The 22314-nt window shown below is 41.8% G+C and carries 15 protein-coding genes and 1 pseudogene; 7 read left to right on the forward strand and 9 right to left on the reverse strand.

Annotated elements, in window-relative coordinates; genetic code table 11:
- Positions 1–6: 6 nt before the first annotated feature.
- The 5 genes and pseudogenes from F907_RS07440 to F907_RS07425 all read left to right on the forward strand — a co-directional run bounded on the left by F907_RS07440 (position 7) and on the right by F907_RS07425 (position 5157).
- Positions 7–1755 carry a bifunctional alpha/beta hydrolase/class I SAM-dependent methyltransferase gene (locus F907_RS07440; protein WP_016652427.1) on the forward strand — a complete coding sequence of 583 codons (1749 nt, stop codon included), beginning with the start codon at positions 7–9 and terminating at the stop codon, positions 1753–1755.
- A gap of 13 nt (positions 1756–1768) precedes the next feature.
- Positions 1769–3139, forward strand: a pseudogene (locus F907_RS0118050) (phosphatase PAP2/dual specificity phosphatase family protein).
- Positions 3136–3558 (forward strand): hypothetical protein, encoded by a 423-nt coding sequence (locus F907_RS07435; RefSeq protein WP_016652429.1) that lies wholly within the window; start codon positions 3136–3138, stop codon positions 3556–3558. Before F907_RS0118050 ends, F907_RS07435 begins: the two are co-directional and overlap by 4 nt.
- 7 nt (positions 3559–3565) lie before the next feature.
- The gene (locus F907_RS07430; protein ID WP_016652430.1) at positions 3566–4216 is read left to right on the forward strand and encodes a lysophospholipid acyltransferase family protein; all 651 of its coding nucleotides are present in this window, start codon (positions 3566–3568) and stop codon (positions 4214–4216) included.
- Positions 4213–5157 (forward strand): phosphatidate cytidylyltransferase, encoded by a 945-nt coding sequence (locus tag F907_RS07425; RefSeq protein WP_016652431.1) that lies wholly within the window; start codon positions 4213–4215, stop codon positions 5155–5157. The genes F907_RS07430 and F907_RS07425 overlap by 4 nt, the downstream gene beginning before the upstream one ends.
- A gap of 3 nt (positions 5158–5160) precedes the next feature.
- Here F907_RS07425 and F907_RS07420 read toward each other — a convergent pair whose 3' ends face one another.
- On the reverse strand, positions 5161–6186 hold the full coding sequence (locus F907_RS07420) for an AraC family transcriptional regulator (protein ID WP_016652432.1): 1026 nt from the start codon (positions 6184–6186) through the stop codon (positions 5161–5163).
- Between the two features lie 131 nt (positions 6187–6317).
- Between F907_RS07420 and F907_RS07415 the strand changes: the two genes are divergently transcribed.
- Positions 6318–7019, forward strand: coding sequence for an NAD(P)H-dependent oxidoreductase (locus F907_RS07415; protein ID WP_016652433.1), 702 nt, complete (start codon positions 6318–6320; stop codon positions 7017–7019).
- 17 nt (positions 7020–7036) lie between these two features.
- Here F907_RS07415 and F907_RS07410 read toward each other — a convergent pair whose 3' ends face one another.
- The 5 genes from F907_RS07410 to F907_RS07390 all read right to left on the reverse strand — a co-directional run bounded on the left by F907_RS07410 (position 7037) and on the right by F907_RS07390 (position 17223).
- The gene (locus tag F907_RS07410) at positions 7037–8494 is read right to left on the reverse strand and encodes an efflux transporter outer membrane subunit (RefSeq protein WP_016652434.1); all 1458 of its coding nucleotides are present in this window, start codon (positions 8492–8494) and stop codon (positions 7037–7039) included.
- Positions 8495–8510: 16 nt separating this feature from the next.
- Complete coding sequence (locus F907_RS07405) at positions 8511–11684, reverse strand: efflux RND transporter permease subunit (protein ID WP_016652435.1); 3174 nt, start codon at positions 11682–11684, stop codon at positions 8511–8513.
- Entirely contained in the window at positions 11681–14842 is a 3162-nt protein-coding gene (locus F907_RS07400; RefSeq protein ID WP_016652436.1) for an MdtB/MuxB family multidrug efflux RND transporter permease subunit, read from the reverse strand. Before F907_RS07400 ends, F907_RS07405 begins: the two co-directional genes overlap by 4 nt.
- Before the next feature lie 9 nt (positions 14843–14851).
- Positions 14852–16243, reverse strand: coding sequence for an MdtA/MuxA family multidrug efflux RND transporter periplasmic adaptor subunit (locus F907_RS07395; protein ID WP_016652437.1), 1392 nt, complete (start codon positions 16241–16243; stop codon positions 14852–14854).
- 233 nt (positions 16244–16476) lie between these two features.
- Positions 16477–17223: an iron-containing redox enzyme family protein gene (locus F907_RS07390; protein ID WP_005275469.1), complete on the reverse strand. Its 747-nt coding sequence runs from the start codon at positions 17221–17223 to the stop codon at positions 16477–16479.
- A 295-nt stretch (positions 17224–17518) separates the two neighbouring features.
- Between F907_RS07390 and F907_RS07385 the strand changes: the two genes are divergently transcribed.
- Positions 17519–18748 carry a GGDEF domain-containing protein gene (locus F907_RS07385; protein ID WP_016652438.1) on the forward strand — a complete coding sequence of 410 codons (1230 nt, stop codon included), beginning with the start codon at positions 17519–17521 and terminating at the stop codon, positions 18746–18748.
- Positions 18749–18855: 107 nt separating this feature from the next.
- Here F907_RS07385 and aroC read toward each other — a convergent pair whose 3' ends face one another.
- The 3 genes from aroC to trpB all read right to left on the reverse strand — a co-directional run bounded on the left by aroC (position 18856) and on the right by trpB (position 22300).
- Positions 18856–19947 carry a chorismate synthase gene (gene aroC, locus F907_RS07380; protein ID WP_016652439.1) on the reverse strand — a complete coding sequence of 364 codons (1092 nt, stop codon included), beginning with the start codon at positions 19945–19947 and terminating at the stop codon, positions 18856–18858.
- Between the two features lie 11 nt (positions 19948–19958).
- Complete coding sequence (prmB, locus tag F907_RS07375; RefSeq protein WP_016652440.1) at positions 19959–20969, reverse strand: 50S ribosomal protein L3 N(5)-glutamine methyltransferase; 1011 nt, start codon at positions 20967–20969, stop codon at positions 19959–19961.
- Between the two features lie 125 nt (positions 20970–21094).
- Positions 21095–22300, reverse strand: a complete 1206-nt coding sequence (gene trpB, locus F907_RS07370; RefSeq protein WP_016652441.1) for a tryptophan synthase subunit beta — start codon at positions 22298–22300, stop codon at positions 21095–21097.
- Between the last annotated feature and the right edge of the window lie 14 nt (positions 22301–22314).

A 22314-nucleotide genomic window follows, 5' to 3' on the forward strand; every position in this document is an offset into this window, starting at 1 on the left:
AATCAGATGCAAAGCTCACAAAAACATATATTTACTAGCCATGATGATACCCAATTAGCCTACCAACATTGGCCAGCGGCTACAGAACAAGGCGTAAAAAAAGCAATTATTTTATTCCATCGTGGACATGAACATTCTGGACGTATGGCGCATTTGGTTAATGAACTCAACCTTCCAGAATTTGATTTTTTTGCATGGGATGCGCGTGGACATGGTGAATCACCAGGTTTACGGGGTGATGCGCCAAGTTTCTCTGCATGTGTGAAAGATATTCAATATTTTGTGCAACATATCGAATCCACGTATAATATTTCATCAACCAATATTGCAGTTATTGGTCAAAGCGTTGGCGCTGTTTTAGCAGCAGCTTGGGTCCATGATTATGCACCAAAAATCAGAGCCTTATGTCTAGCTTCGCCCGAATTTGATATTAAACTGTATGTACCATTTGCGAAAACAGGTTTAACGGTTCTCAACAAACTTAAAGGTAATTTCTTTATTACCAGTTATGTAAAAGCCAATATGCTGACGCATGATGCTGAGCGTGCAAAAACCTATGATACTGACCCACAAATTGCCAAAGCCATTTCGGTACGAATGCTGTTGGGCTTATATGCAGCATCAGAACGTATCGTCAATGATGCACAAAATATCTTTGTTCCCACTCAGGTTTTATGCTCAGGATCAGATTTTGTGGTGTTCCGTAAGCCACAACAACAGTTTTATGAAAAGCTTCCTCATCCACGTAAAGAATTTCATGTTTTAGATGGTTTTTATCACGATACTTTAGGTGAAAAAGATCGTCATATTGCAATCGAAAAAATCCGTCGTTTTATCTTGCAAAGCTTTGCTGAAGATTATCTGGCGCCAGATGTACTCAATGCCGATAAAATTGGTTCAAGCTGTGCAACTGCTGAACAATTGAGTAGTCCACTTCCCGCTTCTTCAATCAAGAATCTGTTCTGGGACTTAACTAAACGTAATTTAAAACTCGGCAGCAAATTCTCCCGTGGTCTTAAAATTGGTGAAGATACCGGTTATGACTCTGGCAGTACTTTAGATTTTGTTTATCGAAATCAAGGTGAAAGCAAAAACATTCTCGGCAATATCATTGATCAACAGTATTTAAATGCAATTGGTTGGCGTGGCATCCGCGTGCGTAAACAGCATATCGAGCAGTTATTGGCGAAATATGCACAAGTTCTAAATAAGCAACGTAAAGACATTCGCATCCTAGATATTGCAGCGGGTCATGGTCGTTATATTTTAGATGCGGTGAGCCAATTGCCAACTCCACCAAAATCAGTGTTACTTAGAGATTATAGTGAATTAAATGTTGAGTCTGGTTCTGCATTAATCCAAGAACGAAAACTGGACAATATCGCCCAATTTGAACTCGGTGATGCATTTGACACGGCGTCATTGGCCAAAGTTAAACCAAAGCCAAATTTGGTCATTGTGTCTGGGCTTTATGAGCTATTTAGTGATAATGACTTATTAAGACAATCACTTTCAGGTATCCATCAAGCCATGTTACAAGGTGGTTTCCTGATTTACACGGGACAAATTTGGCACCCGCAACAAGAATTTATTGCACGTGCTTTAACTTCACACCGTCAAGGCGATGCTTGGGTGATGCGCTTACGCTCACAAGCCGAAATGGATGCACTGGTTGAACAGGCAGGCTTTAAAAAAGTAGATCAATGCATTGATGAATTTGGTATTTTTACAGTTTCGGTTGCCCAAAAAATTTAAATAAAGACCTTTTATGCAAAATAATATTTTAGATCGTCAACCGGGTACATGGAAATGGGGGCTGCTCTGTTTAGTCTTTTTAGCCCCCTTTTTCTTTTTAACCTATGGTTTTGCAAATCAGTATGCATCCAGTTTAACGAATGTTCCAAGTATCGTTTTCGCTTGGGAACACCACATTCCACTTTGGGCATGGACTATTGTACCTTATTGGTCGATTGATCTTTTCTATGGTCTATCTTTGCTATTGTGCTGGAATAAGTTTGAATTAAAACAACACTCGCTTAGGCTATTTATCGCCCAACTTATTTCCATTAGCTGCTTTATCATCTATCCACTCAAGTTTAGTTTTGAGCGGGCTGAGCTAGATGGTTTTTTTGGACTCTGGTTTGATGTGCTGATGGGTTTTGATAAACCTTTTAATCAAGCACCTTCCTTACATATCGTGCTTTTGGTGATTTTGTGGGATTTTTATCGTCGACACATCAAGCCAAGCTACCGTTGGCTGGTTCATATTTGGTCTTTTCTGATTGGGCTCTCTGTTTTAACCACATGGCAGCATCATTTTATTGATATTCCATTGGGTTTACTGGCAGGTGCGCTATGTTTATGGCTGTTCCCACTCACAGACAAAGCACCTTATCAAAAAGATCCATTACAGCAACGTACCCGCAAACATTTAAAATTAGGCTGTTTTTATCTGATAGGCGCCTTACTGTGTCTGATACCTGTATTTTTATTTAAAGGTACTTGGCTATGGATGTTATATCCAGCCATCAGTCTTTTTTTCGTTGCATTGGCTTATTTCACGGTTCGACCGCACTTTTTTCAAAAACAACAGAATGGTCAAATGACAGTTGCTGCGTACTTACTGTTTGCCCCTTATTTTCTAGTGGCATGGCTCAATAGCCGATTATAGACCTATCGTCACCCACAAGACTCTCTAATACTACAATTCAACGGTGTAGAACTTTATCTTGGTCGTATTCCATCTGCTCAACATAGCAAACAATACAATGCCTTATTCGATTGCTGTGCTGAGTTAGCAGTAAATCAGCATGTACAACACTATGAAAAATTTAGCACACTCGATTTAATCCCCATCCAAACTAAGCAATTACTGGTAGCCGCAGCAGCATTCGATCATTTGATTCAGCCTTTACGACAAAACAATCAACCACAAAAAGTTCTAATCTTCTGTGCGCTTGGCTATTCGCGTAGCTGTAGTGTATTGATTGCCTGGTTGTTACAGCAGAATCATGCCACTAATGTTGAAGACGCCATTGCCTTAATCCAACAATCTCGCCCCTGGATTGTTTTGAGTGAGACGCATATTGCTGAAATTAAAAAATTCCAAGTGCTGCTTACTCAGGAGAAACCGCAATGAAAATGAATTTTGTTGTAGTAACGCGCCTGCTAAAACAGAGTCAGAGTATTTTAAAGTCAGGCTATTTGGTCTTTGTTTTGTCAATTGTGAGCCTATTTTTATTTGCAAGCATACCGATCCTGATGCCACTTTTACTCATTAGCGGACTATTGGCGATTCATCATTATTTATTTATTCGAATTGAGTTCGATCGTGGTCTGTTACAGTATATGGTTGATCAGCCTGAGGAAGTAGAAAACCTGACTCAACAACTCGATCAATCACTATTAGCGTTAAAATTAATACCTGAGAATAGAACTGGCCGTGATTGGCCCGAACGCTTCAAGGGATGTTTAAGATTACTCAAAATACAGATCGCTATCGTCTTGGTACAATATGCGGTATTCATCATACTGTTTTATAAATTAGCGCATAGATGAAGATTGAATGAAAAAAAATATAATCACGCAATCCCTTGCCCGTTTTATTGCTTTCCTCACCCGTCGTGGGGCACGGTTATTAACAGGTGCAAGAAGCTTATGGGTCGGCTGTGAACCAGAACTTAAGCAGCGGATCTACTATGCCAACCATAATAGTCATATAGATTTTATTTTATTATGGTCATCTTTACCGATTCATATACGCAGACAAACCCGTCCAATCGCAGCGTCCGATTATTGGTTAAAAGATGGGTTTAGACGTTTTTTGATTCAAGATACCTTTTCGGGTGTTACCATTCAACGTAATCGTAGCGATCAACAAGATCCCTTACAACCAGTGAAAGATGTCTTGACGGAAGGCTATTCGATTATTTTCTTTCCTGAAGGGACACGTAACCTAAATGATGATGTCGAACTACTTGAATTTAAAAGTGGTCTTTATCACCTCAGCCAACAGTTCCCCGATGTTGAAGTTGTTCCCGTTTGGATTTCAAACTTAAAACGGGTAATGCCCAAAGGTGCATTTATTCCTTTACCACTACTTTCTACTGTTATTTTTGGTGAACCTTTAGTTTTAGATCAATTCGCAGATAAAGAACAGTTTCTACATCATGCTCAGCAGCAATTATTAAAATTAAAAGAGGCCGAGAATCAATGAGTTTAGACAACTTACAACAAACGTATTTATTGTTTGGCATCTTTGCCGTGATTTTGATTATCGCCTCAAGTATTGGCTTTATCCTCAAACAGAAAGCAGGCATAACCCCATCCCCAGTCATTGATAACTTAAATGCTCGTATCAATGCGTGGTGGATCATGCTAATAGTCTTGGCAGCCGCCATTCTATTGGGTAAAACCGCTTTTATTGTGCTATTTGGGCTGATTTCGTTTTTTGCATTACGTGAATTTATTAGTTTATTACCAACACGTCGTGGCGACTATCTGCCTTTATTGATCGCGTTCTACTTTGTTATTCCCTATCAATATTATTTGGTCTATACCAATTGGTATGGGTTATTTTCGATTTTCATTCCGCTGTATGTATTCTTACTCATTCCAATTGCCAGTTTAAAGCTGGAAGATACCACCCACTTTTTGGAACGCAGTGCCAAAATTCAATGGGGTTTGATGGTCAGTGTATTCTGTATTTCTCATGTTCCTGCTCTGTTAAACCTAGATTTACCCCAATTTAAGGGGGAAAAGATCTGGTTGGCGATTTGGCTGATTATGGTGGTTCAAGCCTCAGATGTACTGCAATATGTGTGCGGTAAACTATTCGGCAAACATAAACTCGCCCCAACCCTATCCCCTTCAAAAACCGTAGAAGGCTTAATTGGTGGCATCGTTTTGGCAACGGCACTGGGCGTACTCATGTCATCATTGACCCCATTTAATTATTGGCAAGCAGCATTGATTGGATTGATTGTCTGTATCTTTGGTTTCTTTGGTGGACTGGTCATGTCTGCGATCAAACGTGACCGTGGGGTAAAAGATTGGGGACAATTGATTCAAGGTCATGGTGGTATGTTAGATCGTATCGATTCTATTTGTTTCTCTGCACCAATCTTCTTCCATATTCTACGCTATTGGTGGAGTTAACCCCTAAAACGAAGAATGGCCAATGCTGACTTCCCGATAGAACTTAGGTGTCACATTGGTCCATTTCTTAAATGCCCGTGAAAAATGCGAAATATCAGCATAGCCCAAACGTTCCGCAATTTGCTCAATCGAAAGCTTAGATTGCTTTAACAGCTGTTCAGCTTGTTTACGGCGGACTTCAGCAACAAGGATTTGAAAAGAAGTTTGTTTGCTGCTTAATTGGCGCTGTAAGGTTCGTTCTGAGAGATGCAGTTTTTCAGCGACCTGTTTTAAGGATAGGAAGCCATCATGCTCGTCATACAGCAATGCTCTGACTTGTGAGTCCACACGACCCTTTTGATTCCTTTTTTGTGCAAGTTTATGCGCATCTTGTTCACACTGTTGTTTACTTAACCGTGCCAATAGCGCATCTGCACTCTTTAACGGAAGCGATAACAATGCTGTGTTAAAGATCAAGCAATCCTTCTCTCCATTAAAGTGAATATTCATTTCATTAAATTTTTGAGTATTTTTATAAAAATCAGGTTTTTCCTGCTGCAACCAGAAATGAATGCCGAGTTTCTGCTGAGCCAAGTTTTCCAAAATTTGTGAAAAACCCAAAATTAAAAACATCAGTCCATACCGATTTAGTTTAAAGTTCGGTGAAGGTTGTTGGAAATATAGATAGGCCATTTCTCCTTCTATGCTTAGCTTGGGTTGAAAAACGGAACAATGTAAGCCAATGAATTTTTCCAGAATTTTTATTGCCTCTTCCAAGTTCTCTACAGCTGTTGCTGCAATCCCGACATGCCCATAGCAAGAGACTTTCATCTCTTCAGCAAGATAGATGCAAATTGCAGGCTCACCTGTTAATAAGGCCGCTTTCTCTAATAAATGGTTAAAAATATGAAAGTCGACATACCAAAATGGTGCATTCAGCGTCTGTGTGGAAATTCCAGTTCCAGCCAAAAGTTGTTCCGAAGAGACACCCCATTTCTGTATGACATCAACCAATAGATTGACATAAGTACCTGGTAATTCTGGATTCATATTTACTCCATTAAGTCAGAACCCATTTGGCGTGAAATGGTAAATGTTGGCGCTTAATGAACTATGACATTTTTTTAAATTTAAGCATAGTAGATTGATCTAAAAAACGGCTCTGAGAAAGTGACCCTATTATGAATATTTTGATTGTACATGCGCATCCAGAACCACAATCATTTACCGCAGCCCTTAAAGATACCGCGCGGCAGACTTTTGAACAGCAAGGTCATACTGTCGAGATTTCTGATCTCTATGCAATGAATTTTAATCCTGTTGCTTCAAAAGATGACTTCTCATCTTTAAACCAAGCAGATTATTTAAATTATGCACTTGAACAACGTCATGCATTTAAACAGCATCATTTAGCACCTGATATTCAGACAGAAATTGAGAAAGTACAACGTGCAGATTTGGTGATTCTAAGCTTTCCTTTGTACTGGACCTCTGTACCCGCGATTTTAAAAGGTTGGATTGATCGCGTGTTTGTATCTGGTCTATTTTACGGTGGTAAACGCTTTTATAACCATGGCGGTATGTTGGGTAAAAAAGCCATGCTGTGTTTAACACTCGGTGGCCGCGAACATATGTTTGGTGAAGGTGCTGTACATGGCCCTCTTGAGCATTATTTATCACCTCTGCAACGTGGCACACTTGCCTACGTTGGCTTTGAGGTACTCCCGCCATATATTGCCTATCATGTTCCTTATATCAATCAGGAAGATAGACAGGAGATTTTGGTGGATTTCGAACAATACTTACAAGGCTTAGACGATCTACAGCCCTTAGCCTTTGCACTATTGGAAAATTTTGACGATAGAATGAATCCACTACCATAAAGCTGTGATCTCAATGATTAATCATTGGATTTAAAACTTCCTCCCATTGAGCTGATTAAACTAACAGTCGTTTGATATTGCTTACTCATCAATGACCAAACACTGTTCTGTGCAGAAAGGCGGCTATTTTGGGCCGTCAGCACATTTAAATAACCAACAATGCCTGCTTTATATTGATTCATGGTACTGCGTTCGGCACGTGTAGCCGCAGCTAAACCCTGCTGTTCCTGAGCCACTTCTTTCGATAGCAAATATTGCGCAGCAATATTGTCTTCAACATTTTGGATGGCAGATAATACCGTTTGCTTATAGGAAGCAGCACTTGCATCATAGGCGGCCTTTGCCTGCTCTGTTTGTGCGTGGCGAAGTCCTCCATCAAATAAGGTTGCTGCAAGTGTTGGTCCAACTGACCAGATAAAATTAGGTGCATTAAATAAATCACTTAACTTACTACTTTTATATCCTAAGCTGCCACCTAAGCTAAAATCAGGGAAGAAAGCCAGTTTTGCTACACCAACCTGTGCGTTTGCCGCTGCCATGGTTCTTTCTGCTGCGGCTACATCTGGACGGCGTTGTAAAATACTTGAAGGCAGATCAACTGGAATTTGTGGTAATACGGGTAATGTTTTCGGCATCATCAATTGAAACTGATCTTGAGGCTGCCCAATCAGCATGGCAATCGCATGCTGTAATTGTATTTGCGATAATTGCATATCTGTATAGTTGGCGAGCGCAGTTTGATATTGACTTTGTGCCTGATCAACCGTGGTTGATGCAACAATACCTGCTTTATATTGGTTTTGCGTTAGCTGTAAGGATTTCTGTAGGTTTTCCAGACTTTCTCGCTGTGACTGTAATTGAAACCCTTCTACGACCCACTGCAAATAGCTGCTTGTTAATTGTGCCTGCATACTGAGACGAATCGAGTTAAGTTCAGCCTCGCTCGCCTGAGCTTTGTCCTGATTGACCAATACATTTTGACGGACTTTTCCCCAGAAGTCAGGTTCCCAACTGGCACTCAGACCTAGGTTATAGTTTGTTGTCGTACCACTATCACCTGATTTAGCTCGGGTTATAGCACTATTGCCCGTAATCGTTGGTCGTGCACCTGCTCTAGCTTGATTGAGCAAAGCCGTCGCTTGACGGTATTGAGCTTCATATTGAGCAATCGATGCATTTTCACGATTGAGTTGGTCTACCAACTGATTAAGTTGTGTGTCCTGAAAAATTTGCCACCATTCACCTTTAGGTAAACTATCACTTGGCACAGCAATCTTCCAACCTTCTGTTTCCCATTTTTTAGCATCCAAGCCATATTGCGATGGTTGAGAAAACTGCGCCCCAACATTCACTTTTGCTGTTGCTTCCGGCTTAATTATTTGACAACCTGATAACACCCCTACTAAACCTAAAGCAATAAAATTCAATGTTTTAAAAGATTTGGTTGGGTTGTGTAATGAAAAAAACTGATACATCTGGTTGTCCTCTTTTTTATTTTTTCAAACTTAATGACTTAGCTGGGAATAAATTTTGAAACCTACGTTTCCCCCACCGACTTAATTGATCAATATATAAATACATCACAGGGGTACTATATAAGGTTAATATCTGACTAATAATGAGTCCGCCTACGATTGATACACCCAACGGAACATGTAATTCAGCGCCATCGCCTCGTCCCAAGGCCAAAGGCAATGCTCCAAATAAAGCTGCAAGCGTTGTCATCATAATGGGACGAAAGCGTAATACTGAAGCATCCAGAATTGCAGTTTCAGGCGTTAATTTCTGCTGTCGTTGTAAGGTCAAGGCCACATCAATCATCATAATGGCATTTTTCTTGACGATCCCGATCAGTAGCAAAATCCCAATCAAGGCAATCACACTAAATTCCATTTTAAATAAAACCAATGCAATTAAGGCACCTAAACCCGCAGAGGGTAATGTCGAAAGAATTGTTAAAGGATGGGCAAAATCTTCATATAAAATCCCCAGTACAATATAAATCACCACTATGGCGGCCAAAATCAGCAAGGGTTCTGAGCTTAAAGAAGATTGAAACGCTTTGGCTGAACCTTGAAACCCACCACGCACCGAGCTGGGAACTTGTAATTCATTCATTGCATGATTGATCTGATCCGTCGCATCTGACAACGAATAGCCTGCATTCAGGTTAAAGGTAATGGTACTGGCAGCAAATAATCCTTGATGGTTAACAGACAGAGAGGTATTTGCAGCTTGCCAAGCACTAAAAGTAGATAAAGGAATGGATTGCCCTGCACTATTTTGCACATAGATGCCGCGTAAAGCTTCGACCGTTCGGGCATACTCAGGAGCAACTTCCATCACCACATGATATTGATTCATCGGATTGTAAATCGTGGATACCTGCCTTTGCCCAAAGGCATCATTTAACGTGCTATCCACCTGAGATTGAGTAATCCCCAATGACTTCATTTTGTCATGGTCAAAAGTCAATTTTGTTTCCAGCCCTTTCACATCCTGATCACTGGAAACATCGGTCAAAGCGGGAAGCTTATTCAATGCAGCCTGAATTTTAGGTGTCCAGCTTCGTAGTGTATTGAGATCATCTCCCTGTAAAGTATATTGATAACTGGCATCACTTGAACGCCCACCCACATTGATATCCTGTACTGGTCTCAGGGTAAAACGGGTTCCTGCTTCATGTCCCAATGACTTACGTAAGCGAGCCATAATCTGATCAGGAGTATCAGTTCGTTCACTCAGAGGTTTTAACGCCAAAAATAAATTGGCTCGGTTCATTTGAGAACCTCCTGCTGTTCCCATCACATGGTCAACAGCAGGATCTTTACCAATCGCTGTAATATAGTTTTTGAGTTTCTGATTCATGGCATCAAAAGAAATATTTTGATCTGCTACTAAAGACCCCATCATCACACCAGTATCCTGTTGCGGAAAGAAGCCTTTGGGCACAGCAATATATAAATAAATATTCAGCCCAATCGTAAAAATAAAAATGATCAATGTCATTGCTTTATGCCGTAGTGCTACAGCTAGACTTCGCTTATAGAGCAAGGTTATTCGGCCAAACAGACCTTGCTGTTTCAGGTATGCATCATTTGATGCAACTAAAAGTGCTTCACTGTCAGTGATTGCCTCTGGTGGGCTGGACATATCCGTTGATTGATCAAACTTAAGCTGTTTGATCTGATTTTGTTTCAGCCACCATGCACATAACATCGGAGTGGCGGTTAATGAAACCACCATCGAAATTAAAATCGCGTAGGTCAAGGTCATGGCAAACTCATGGAACAACCGTCCCACAATACCGCCCATCAATAGAATAGGCACAAATACCGCGATCAAAGAAATACTCATGGATACCACCGTAAAACTGACTTCTTTTGCGCCAGTAATAGCGGCCTGCATCGGACTCAGACCTTCTTCCATCCGTCTTGAAATCGTTTCCAGTACCACAATGGTATCGTCTACGACAAAGCCTGTCGCAATGGTCAATGCCATTAAACTAATATTATTCAGAGAGAAGCCCGAGGCATACATCAGAGCAAAGGTACCAATCAGCGAGATCGGCACCGTAATTGCAGGAATTAGGGTGGCACGGCCATTTCTCAGGAACACAAACACCACAATGATCACCAGCATCACTGCAATCAGCATAGTCCGTTCAATCTCCCTCAACGAGGCTTGAATGGTCTTGCTGCGGTCAACAGCGGTATGGATTTCAATTTGTGGTGGTAGGGCCTGCTGTAATGTTGGCAAAGTGTCCTTGATGCGTTGAATCGTCTCAATCACATTGGCATTGGGTTGTTTAAATACCATGATCAAAACTGAAGGCTGATCCGCATAGTAGCCTGCATTATGAATATCGAGTACAGCATCTTTCACTGTTGCAACATCAGAAATTCGTACAGCCGCACCATTCTTATAACTGACAATCAGTGGAATATAATCTGCGGCTTGTTTGGCCTGATCATTGGCCTGTACTTCCCAAAGCTGATCTTTCTGTTCGACAAAACCCTTTGGACGATTGGCATTGGTTGAGGTAATTGCGGAGCGAACTGTATCTAATCCAACACCATAATGCGCCAATTGACTTGGATTTAGCTCAACTCGTACCGCAGGTTGCGCCGCACCACCAATACTGACGTCTCCTACACCATCAATTTGTAAGAGTTTTTGTCCTAAAATGGTATCGGCAACATCATACATCTGTCCACGCGATAGTGTTTTTGAAGTAAGCGCCAAAATCATGACCGGTGCATCGGCCGGATTGGCCTTGCGATAAGTCGGGTTGTTTTGTAAACCCGAAGGCAATGAAGCAAGCGAAGCATTGATTGCCCCCTGTACATCACGTGCTGCACCATTGATGTCTCGATTCAGGTCAAATTGCAATGTAATCCGAGTCGATCCCAGCGAGCTTGAGGAGGTAATTTCATTCACCCCTGCAATACGTCCTAAATTACGTTCCAATGGTGTTGCAACTGTCGCCGCCATGACCTCTGGACTTGCACCTGCTTGCTTGGCTGTTACAGAAATAGTCGGAAAATCAACTCGTGGGAGTGATGCCACAGGCAAAATATTAAATGCCAGTACACCCAGCAAAACTAATCCAATACTGAGTAAAGTGGTGGCCACAGGACGGCGAATGAAAGGCGTTGAACTCATACGTCATCCACCTGTGGCTTAAAGTGTTCATAAGGTGGTAACTCACTGGCATGCTTATCTGGTCGATGATCCCCCTTTATTCGTTGTGCCAGATGATCAAAGGCTAAATACACCACTGGTGTTGTAAATAAAGTGAGTAACTGACTGAGAATCAAGCCTCCGATCATGGTAATTCCGAGTGGATGACGTAGTTCTGCGCCCATGCCACTCCCGATCACTAAAGGAACTGCACCCAATAAAGCCGCCATAGTGGTCATCAAAATCGGTCTAAAACGCAGTAAACAGGCCTGATAAATTGATTCAATGGGGGTCAGGCCTTGATGCCGCTCTGCATCCAAAGCAAAGTCAATCATCATGATGGCATTTTTCTTGACGATACCGATAAGCAACACAATCCCAATAATGGCAATAATGTTGAGGTCATTGTTGGAAAGTACCAGTGCTAACAATGCACCAATCCCTGCAGAGGGTAAGGTAGATAAGATAGTAAGTGGATGAATGAAGCTTTCATAGAGGACGCCCAAGATGATGTACATCACGACAATCGCAGCAATAATTAACCAAACGGTATTGCTCAAAGAGGCTTGGAAGGCTAAAGCTGCCCCCTGAAATTGAGTCATCATTGTGCTTGGTAACTGCAATTGCTGTTCGGTATCTTTCACCGCTTGAACAGCTTGCTGTAAAGAAACACCTGTAGCAGTGTCAAAGGAAACCGTTGCTGTTGGAAATTGCCCGAGATGATTGACCTGTAGCAAAGTACTTCTTGGCTGGATTGTTGCAATATTGCTTAAACGCACAGGTGCACCATTACTTGAAGGGATATACAAATCCTGTAATGCCTGTAACCCATCCTGATCTTGCCCAGATAACCCAAGCACCACATGATATTGGTTGGTTTGGGTGAAAATTGTACTGATTAACCGTTGTCCAAATGCATTATAAAGAATGTTGTCGATACCCGCCGTGGTCACACCATACTGCGCAGCAGCATCTCGATTAATATCAACATAGACCTGCAAACCTTTATCTTGCCAGTCACTGGCCAGATTCTTAAGTTCGGGACGCTGTGCCAATGCATGCATCAATTTCGGTACCCATGTCGCTAAGTCACTGGTACTGGTCGATTGCAAGGTAAATTGATATTGAGTACGACTTTGCCTCGCGTCAATGGTCAGATCCTGTGCAGGCTGTAAGTAGACCGTCATGCCTTGAGCCTGATTTAAACGTTGTTGTAAATCGCTCATCACAGTCTGAATATCTGGTCGAGCCGATTTATCTTTCAAATTAATCAAGATACGGCCAGTATTTAAAGCGCTATTGGTTCCATCAATGCCAATAAATGAGGAAATGCTTTGCACTGCGGGATCATGCAAGATGATTTTTGCGGCTTCCTGCTGCTTAACACTCATCGCTTGAAAGGAAATGGTTTGGTCGGCCTCTGTCGTCGCAATAATCTGTCCTGTATCCTGTACTGGGAAAAAACCTTTGGGAATAAAAACATACAACATTACGGTAAACACAAAAGTGGCTATCGTCACCACCAAGAATAAACCCTGACGTGCCAATACCCATCGTAACGCAGTGGAGTACATCCCAATCAGTTTGTCAAAAAAATGCCCCATTGCATGATAAAAACGCCCTTGCTCTGACTCTGGAATATGCTTGAGCAGCCTTGAAGACAGCATCGGGGTCAACGTAAGCGAAATAAAAGCAGAGATTAAAATAGAGACGGCCAAGGTGACGGCAAACTCTCGGAATAAACGTCCCACCACATCGCCCATGAATAGCAATGGAATCAATACTGCAATCAACGAAATTGTTAGGGAAATAATGGTAAAACCAATTTGTTCCGAGCCTTTTAATGCGGCCTGCATTGGAGGCTCGCCTTGTTCAATATAACGGGAAATGTTTTCGATCATCACGATTGCATCGTCGATCACAAAACCTGTTGCAATCGTAAGCGCCATCAAACTTAAATTATCGACTGAAAACCCGACCAGATACATGACAGCGAAGGTGCCAACCAAAGAGAGCGGTAATGCAACTGCGGGAATAAAAGTTGCGCGAATACTGCGTAAAAATAAAAACACCACAATGATGACCAATACCATTGCCAGTATCAGTTCAAACTCGACATCCTGAAGAGAAGCCTGAATTGTGGTGGTACTGTCATTTAAGATTTCTACTTTGGCCGATTGCGGAAAACTGCTTTGTAGTTGCGGCAAAATCTGTTTAATCTGATTTGCCACCTGAATCACATTGGCATTCGGTTGACGTTGTACATTGATAATAATTGCAGGGGTCTGCGTTGGCGCATCATTGTTATTATGTCCGACCCAAGCCGCCAAGCGAACATTCTCAGCCGAATCAAGGGTTGACGCAATATCAGACATTCGAATCGGTGCGCCATTTTTATAGGCAATAATCAGATTTTTATAGTCATCCGCCGTATGTAACTGGTCATTCCCATCAATCGTTGATGACTGCACTGAGCCACTAATCGTGCCCTTTGCCTGATTAACATTCGCAGCAGTAACTGCCGTACGAACATCTTCCAAGGTTAAGCCCATGTTAGCCAACGCGGCTGAGTTTACCTCTAACCGGACTGCGGGGCGTTGTCCGCCACTCACACTAATTAACCCAACTCCACTCACTTGAGAAAGTTGCTGGGCTAAACGGGTATCAACCAAATCTTCCAGCTTGGTAATCGGCATTTCCTTGGAACTGATTGCGATGGTCATAATCGGCTTATCAGCAGGATTTACCTTGCTATAGGTTGGTGGTGTGAGTAAATCAGAAGGTAATAAATTATTGGAGGCGTTGATTGCTGCCTGTACTTCCTGTTCAGCAATATCCAAGCCTAAATTGAGATTAAATTGCAGTGTAATGACCGATGCACCATTGGAACTGGTGGACGACATTTGGCTTAAACCTGGCATCTGTCCAAATTGACGTTCGAGTGGCGCGGTAATGGTCGAGGCAATTACATCAGGGCTAGCACCGGGGTATAGCGTCGTGACCTGCATGGTTGGATAATCAACTTCAGGCAAAGAAGCGACAGGTAAAAACTTCCACGATACCAATCCACACAAAAAAATTGCGACCATAACCAGTGTAGTCGCTACAGGTCGCTGAATAAATAAACGAGAAGGATTCATGGACACTCCTTACTGCGCAGTTTGGGCAGAAGGTGGTGTCATGGCCATATTCCCTTGTCCACTATTGTGGTGTTGCCATTGTTTTGATCTTTCGGGATTGTTACTGGCTTCAGCTGTAGCTTCCTGTGCTACCGGATTGTGCCGATGCCCAGCGCCAGTTGATGAATGAATACTTTTGCCTTGACCAACGTTATTGGCAACACTAATTTTTGCGCCATCCTTCAGCTTGTCCACCCCATCAGTTACGACAAGATCATTGGCATTTAATGTTCCACCGGTAATAACCGTATTGTCATCTACAACCGCTCCAGTCTGGACCGTTACTGCACTGACCGTTTGGTCTGGATTAACCTTATAGACAAAAGACCCTTTGGCACCAAGTTGTAAAGCGACTGTCGGAACAATGATTGCATTGGGAATATTGCCCAAACTCATACGGACATTAACAAACTGATTAGGAAATAAATGTTGATTCTGATTATCAAAACTGGCTTTGATATTGATCGTTCCCGTATTGATATTGACCTGATTATCAAGTGCAACCAACTGACCATCAGCAAGTTTTTGGGTATTTTGACGATCCCAAGCCTGTACTCCGACATGCTGTTCTGGATTATCCATAATCTGCATCAGTTGGGTTAGATATTGTTCAGGCACGGCAAACACCACTGAGATGTTTTTAAGCTGGGTAATATTGGCAATACCATTCGCATCCGAGGTACTGACCATATTGCCAACATCAACCTGTCTTAAACCGATTCGTCCATCTACAGGGGAAACAACGCGTGTATAACTCAGTTGGAGCTGAGCATTCGCAACGGCTGCTTGATCAGTTTTGACAACGCCCTCATATTGTTTAACCAAAGAAACTTGTGTGTCGTATTGCTGCTTTGCAATCGAATCTTGTTGCCACAATTGCGCATAACGCTGCATATCCAATCTAGCATTGGTCAATAAAGCCTGATCTTTGAGTAACTGCCCTTGTGCTTGCAATAGCGTTGCTTTGGGTGCCCGATCATCAATCAAGGCTAACAACTGGCCTTTCTGTACAAGACTGCCTTCTTTAAAATAGACTTGCATCAATGTGCCATTGATCAGCGGATGAACCACCACTGTATTGGTCGAGGTCACTGTTCCCAACGCCTGAACAGTTTGTTGTACCTGTTGCTGTAGGACTTTAGTCACACCAACAACTGTTGCGGCCCCATTTGCACCGGCACCTCCATTTTTTCCACTTTTTCCGTGGGTTGATCCTGGAGCGGATGTAACTGATTTATGCGTCAGGTGCCAAATCCCCCACCCAACAAAAAATAAAATAATAAACAAGATGATATAACTAATAAGCATCTTGGTTTTTGGGCTATTTTTTGTAATTTTGTTTGGTTCTAAAGTCTCATTCATAGAAGTATCTGTGCTTCTTATTTTGTTCTACTATAAATATTCTTGTAGTGTTAATTTAAGCTTAAATGTAAACACACTACAATCCAAATGTTTTATTAATGTAAAAATTAGCTGCTGTTGTTATGTCTTTAGAATTAAAGCTATTTTTATGACTTTTTTTAAATTTAGTTGACCAAAAACTTTTCTTGATCAACTATTTTAGGCTACCTTTCTCTAAAAGATGGTTCGAAATTTTAACTCTTATGTTGCAACTTATAGCACGCATCCAAAGCAAGCTCATAGTACTCAAGTCCTTCCTGAGCCGCCAGAAATGCTTTTCGCTGTAATATTGGATCTTTATCACATAGCCGTTTGATCAGCTCCATCGCCTCGTATGGGTGGAGATCATCATAGTGAGCATGGGCTCTTAACCAAGCTAAAGACCGCTTATTAATATTCACATCAGGATGTTGAGTATAGTTTTGAATCCCTTTATAGACCTGAATCGTCCAGTCTCCAGTGGCCCATTCAATTGCAAGATTGGTGGCTGCAATGCTTTCGGCCAAACTTCCCCGAAAATTAACGTCCCATAGAAAGTGGTTGACTGCATTCATGGCTACAGGCGGCTTCACATTATTTAGCATTTCAACTGTAAGACCAAAGCCCCCCGCCCAGTCTTGATACCAATTTAAATGTCGTTCTTCAACCTTAATATTTTGAATTAACCAGTCTCTGGTCTCGGTTACACCATCCAATGAAAAAGCGGTTGCTTTCGCTAAAGACCCTGCCATATAAGAAGGGAAATGTGCGACCAATGGATAAAAATTCAATAAGGCTGAACGAAAACATTCAAGGCTTAAAGAACCATTCGCCATGTCTAAGAATAAAGGATGTTTGCTTACCCGTTCCTTTGAAGGTAATAATTCATCCCAAAATCGTTGAGCCCAACCCGAATGAGGTGTAATTTCTAATTTTGTTCCATATTGATTCATAGCAGTCATTGCGATGCATCCTATTTCGTATGACTTAACCCAATCATATTCTATGATTGCTGCTTTTTTATAAATTGTATCCTAATACAGCAAAGATACAATCATTTGTGATTTAGTTTGTAACAGTTTTATTTCTTGAATCTAATTTAAACTTGAATCATTATATTAGGCAATGACCCTTATATAAAAATTAATATTTTTTTATAATCTAATACACATTTTATTTAAATCAGTGTAACGTATTAAAAAAATAATCCCTATTTTGACATTTATAACAACATTTTTGGGAGTGGTGAGAGATAAGATGAAGTTGAAAGCTTCCAATATTTTGGGACAAGAACAAATCGACTTGTTAATTTCTCGCGGGCTAAATTTAGTTTGGTTTCCTAAAGAATTAGAAGTGATCTATCGAGATCAGTATAGAAATGAGGCTGCGCATGAGTTCCGCTATCGCGCCCCTATCATTTTAGGTTTATATCTATTTCTAAGCTTCTGTATATATCAGGTTTTGCCTACCGACTTACGCATTACCTGGATGGCAACCTATGGTTGGGTGGGCATCATCATCACCTTTGCATGGCTGTTGTCGTTCCTGCCCATGATGAACAAGTGGTTTGATCACTATGTTTGTATTGGCTCAACAGGTGCTGTAGCAATCTCTTTTACCATTATTAACGTTTTGGAACAGGGACAAAATAATGTCCTGTTCCATGCTGCCATGATGTATGCCGTAGTGATTATCTACGGTTTTGTCGGAATGCGCTTCTATACCGCAATCATTGCTGGCTGGGTGGGTGGTTTGATTGGTATCGCCGCTAGTACTTGGTTCAGCGGTGCAATTGACTGGACCTTCTTAAACAGGACGTATACTTTTAGTAGTTTTCTGGGTATGGCATTGGCCTATGCCACTGATCGACAGCATCGTGAAAACTATCTGCAAAACTGCATGATCGAACTCAATCGACTGGAACTAATGCGACAAGCACAACAACTCTCCATTCTTTCACAACAAGATGCTTTAACTGGCCTCGCCAACCGACGTTATCTGGATGAAGTACTTGAGAATGAATGGAAACGTGCAACACGTCATGAGATGCCGATTACCATTATGATGATTGATATCGACTTCTTTAAGCTGTACAACGATACTTTAGGACATATTCAAGGCGATCAATGCCTACGTCGAATTGCGATCATGCTTGGCTCTATTGCCTCACGTAGTGGTGATCTTGCGGCACGTTATGGCGGAGAAGAATTTCTCTTGGTGTTTTCTATGACTGATCGTGACCAAGCACTTATTCAAGTACAAAGGCTGATGGAGTTAGTGCGTAATATTGGCATTTTACATCCACGCAGTAACGTCTCAAAACACGTTACTATTAGTGTAGGCGTTGCGACGATGGTTCCGAGTGTTGGAGATAGTCTTTCTGAGTTTGTTGCACAGGCAGATCATGCATTATATATCGCAAAAAGTAATGGGCGGAATCAATATCATATTGCGACATCAGATAATATGATTTCGGAGGCATTATAATTTATTCATCATTATTAAATGAATATTAAACTAATTTAATTAAAGTGTTTTAAAATGTGATGTAAGCCGCAGATATAATAAATTATATGTGCGGCTTAATCTTTTAATTATGGTTCGATTGGTTTAAATGGTGCAACCACATCTGCATTTTGTGCACGATGTCTTAAGAAATGATCCATAAGTACAATCGCCAGCATCGCTTCAGCAATTGGTGTTGCACGTACACCTACACACGGATCATGACGACCTTTAGTCAATACATCGGTATTTTCCCGATCAATGCTAATCGTTTTACCTGGCGTGGTAATACTTGCTGTGGGTTTCAGTGCAATCGCAACACGAATGCTTTGACCACTTGAAATCCCGCCTAAGATACCACCAGCATGATTAGCAAGAAAGCCGTCTGTGGTCAATTCGTCACGGGTTTCATGACCAAATTGTCCTGCTACAGCAAAGCCATCACCAATTTCCACACCTTTTACTGCATTGATGCTCATCATGGCATGGGCAATATCAGCATCTAAACGGTCAAATACGGGTTCACCCCAACCGACTGGTACTTTTTCAGCAATAATTTCTAACCTAGCGCCACAGCTAGTACCTTGCTCACGTAACGCGGTGACCAATTGTTCAAAACGAGGCACAGCATCCACATCACCACAGAAAAATGGGTTATTTGGCACTTCAGCCCAATCCAGTTTTTCTGCTACTTCATTGCCGATTTGTGTGACATGTCCACGAATATCAATGCCAAATTTTTCAGCAAGATACTTCTTCGCAATCGCTCCAGCTGCAACACGCATCGCTGTTTCACGTGCACTTGAACGACCACCGCCACGATAGTCACGGAAGCCGTATTTTTGGGTATAGGTATAGTCTGCATGGCCAGGACGGAAAGTTTGAGCAATATTGCCGTAGTCTTTTGATTTTTGATCTGTGTTACGGATCAATAAACCAATCGATGTTCCCGTGGTTTTACCCTCAAAAACACCTGAGATAATCTCGACTTGATCTGGCTCTTTGCGTTGCGTTGCAAACTTCGATGTTCCTGGTTTACGGCGATCTAAATCTTTTTGTAGATCGGCTTCACAAAGCTCAAGACCAGGCGGCACTCCATCGACAATCGCCATCAAGCCCGCACCATGTGACTCGCCACAGGTTGTTACTCGAAACAGTTGCCCAATACTATTCCCTGCCATGCTTTAACCCCTTAGTTTTGAACTGATTGCTGGAAGACTTCTTTATAACGACGGCATTGTTCAGCAGTTAACGCAAAAATACCAGAACCGCCTTTTTGGAAAGTGAGCCAATGGAAGTCAACTGTATTGAAGTTCTGACGCATTGCCCATTCAGAATTACCAACTTCAATCACAATCAAACCATCTTCCGTTAAATAGTCAGCAGCTTGGGCTAACATTTTACGGACTAAATCCAGACCGTCTTGACCTGCAGCAAGTGCAAGCTCAGGCTCATGCAGGAATTCTTCCGGTAAATCCGCCATATCTTCTGCATCCACATAAGGTGGATTGCTGACGATCAGGTCATACTGGTTTTCAGCAGGGATTTTTGAGAACAAATCAGATTCAAGTAAAGCGACTTGATACTGTTTGTCATGATGCTCAGTGTTAATTGAAGCCACTTCCAGCGCTTCTTTTGAAATATCAGTCGCATCAACTTCAGCATCTGGATAAGCATAAGCCAAAGCAATCGCGATACAGCCTGAACCTGTACACATATCTAGGATGCGTTGCGGTGTTTTTGGATTCTTGCTTTCAGGCAAACTGTTAAGTGCTTCCAACATACGCCCGTTTTCATCTAGGCAATAAGGTGCAAAACGTTGTTCAATCAATTCCGCAATCGGTGAACGTGGAATTAAGACACGCTCGTCCACATAGAACGGTTTATTGAAGAAATACGCCAAATTCAATAAATATGAGGTCGGGATACGATCATTGATACGACGTTCTAATAAGCTGAGAAATTCTGCTTTTTCACTTGGTAAAAGTTTGGCATCCAGAATTTCAGCGTCTGCTTTCCACTCAAGTGATAGTGTTTGCAGTACCAATGCAGAGCTTTCTGCAAAATAATCTTGAGTACCTTGACCTAAGTGCGCATCGTATTGACGAAGTGCGGTTACCCCAAAACGGATGAAATCTCGAATGGTTACTAGGTTTTCAGCCGCTTCTTGTAAATGTTCAGGGCTGATTGTAGGTCGCTCCACTTAGGCGTCTCCAAAAGTGCTAATTGCAAAACGCTTTATTCTAACGGGATTCAAGTTGATTTAACAATAAAAAAACCGCCTCTCTGCTAGAAGCGGTCTATTAAAACCAGATATTGGATAAGAACTTACAAACCTAGCTTTTCAGCCACGTAATCTGAGTCTTTATCACCGCGACCTGACAAGTTAACTACGATCTTCACCTGTTTACCCAACTTAGGTGCTTCACGCAATGCCCAAGCAACGGCATGCGAACTTTCCAAAGCAGGTACAATCCCTTCTACACGTGAAAGGGTCATAAATGCATCCAAACATTCCTGATCCGTCGCCGTTTCATATTGAACACGGCCGAGTTCTTTCAGGAAACTATGCTGTGGCCCGACACCTGGATAATCCAAGCCTGAAGCAATGGAATGTACAGGCAGCGGCTCACCTTGATCATCTTCTAGCACATAGCAAGCCATACCATGAATCTGCCCAGGCTTACCTAAGGTTAAAGTGGCTGAATGTTTATCCGTATCTAGACCATGACCCGCAGGTTCTACGCCAACCAATTGAACTTCTGGCGTATTTAAAAATGCAGTGAAAGCGCCAATCGCGTTAGAACCACCACCGACACAGGCAACCACATAATCTGGATTCTGGCCAAAATGGTCATGAGACTGGGTTTTGATCTCATTGCCAATAATCGATTGGAAATCGCGTACCATTTTTGGAAATGGATGTGGCCCAACCACCGAGCCAATGGCATAGATATAGTTTTTAGGATCTTTTAAGTATTCTTCAAAAGCGCTATCCACTGCATCTTTTAAGGTGGCTGTGCCTTGTGTGACTGGAACCAGTTTCGCACCCAAGATTTTCATTTTCACGACATTAGGGTGTTCTTTTTCAATATCCACTTGCCCCATGTGAATTTCACATGGGATGCCGACCAATGCACAAGCTGTTGCCAAAGCCACGCCATGCTGACCAGCACCAGTTTCTGCAATGACTTTAGTTTTCCCCATATACTTGGCAAGTAAGGCTTCACCTAGGCAGTGATTGATCTTATGCGCCCCAGTATGGTTTAGGTCTTCGCGTTTGAGATAAATCTGTGCTCCACCTAATTGGTCAGACAAACGCTTGGCATGGAACAATGGACTTGGGCGCCCTACATAGTTTTTGAATAAGTCATTCAACTCATCCTGAAACTCAACGGTATAACGAATCTCTTCATACGCCGTATTAATTTCATCCATTGCTTCTTTTAAATGAGGCGGAATAAACTGCCCACCAAAGTTGCCAAAGAAACCTGCTTCATTCGGCAAAGCAACGCCATTAATTTGATGTTCCATCATTTTTCCTGTTC

The sequence above is a fragment of the Acinetobacter colistiniresistens genome, assembly GCF_000413935.1.
GTDB classification, from domain to species: Bacteria; Pseudomonadota; Gammaproteobacteria; order Pseudomonadales; family Moraxellaceae; genus Acinetobacter; species Acinetobacter colistiniresistens.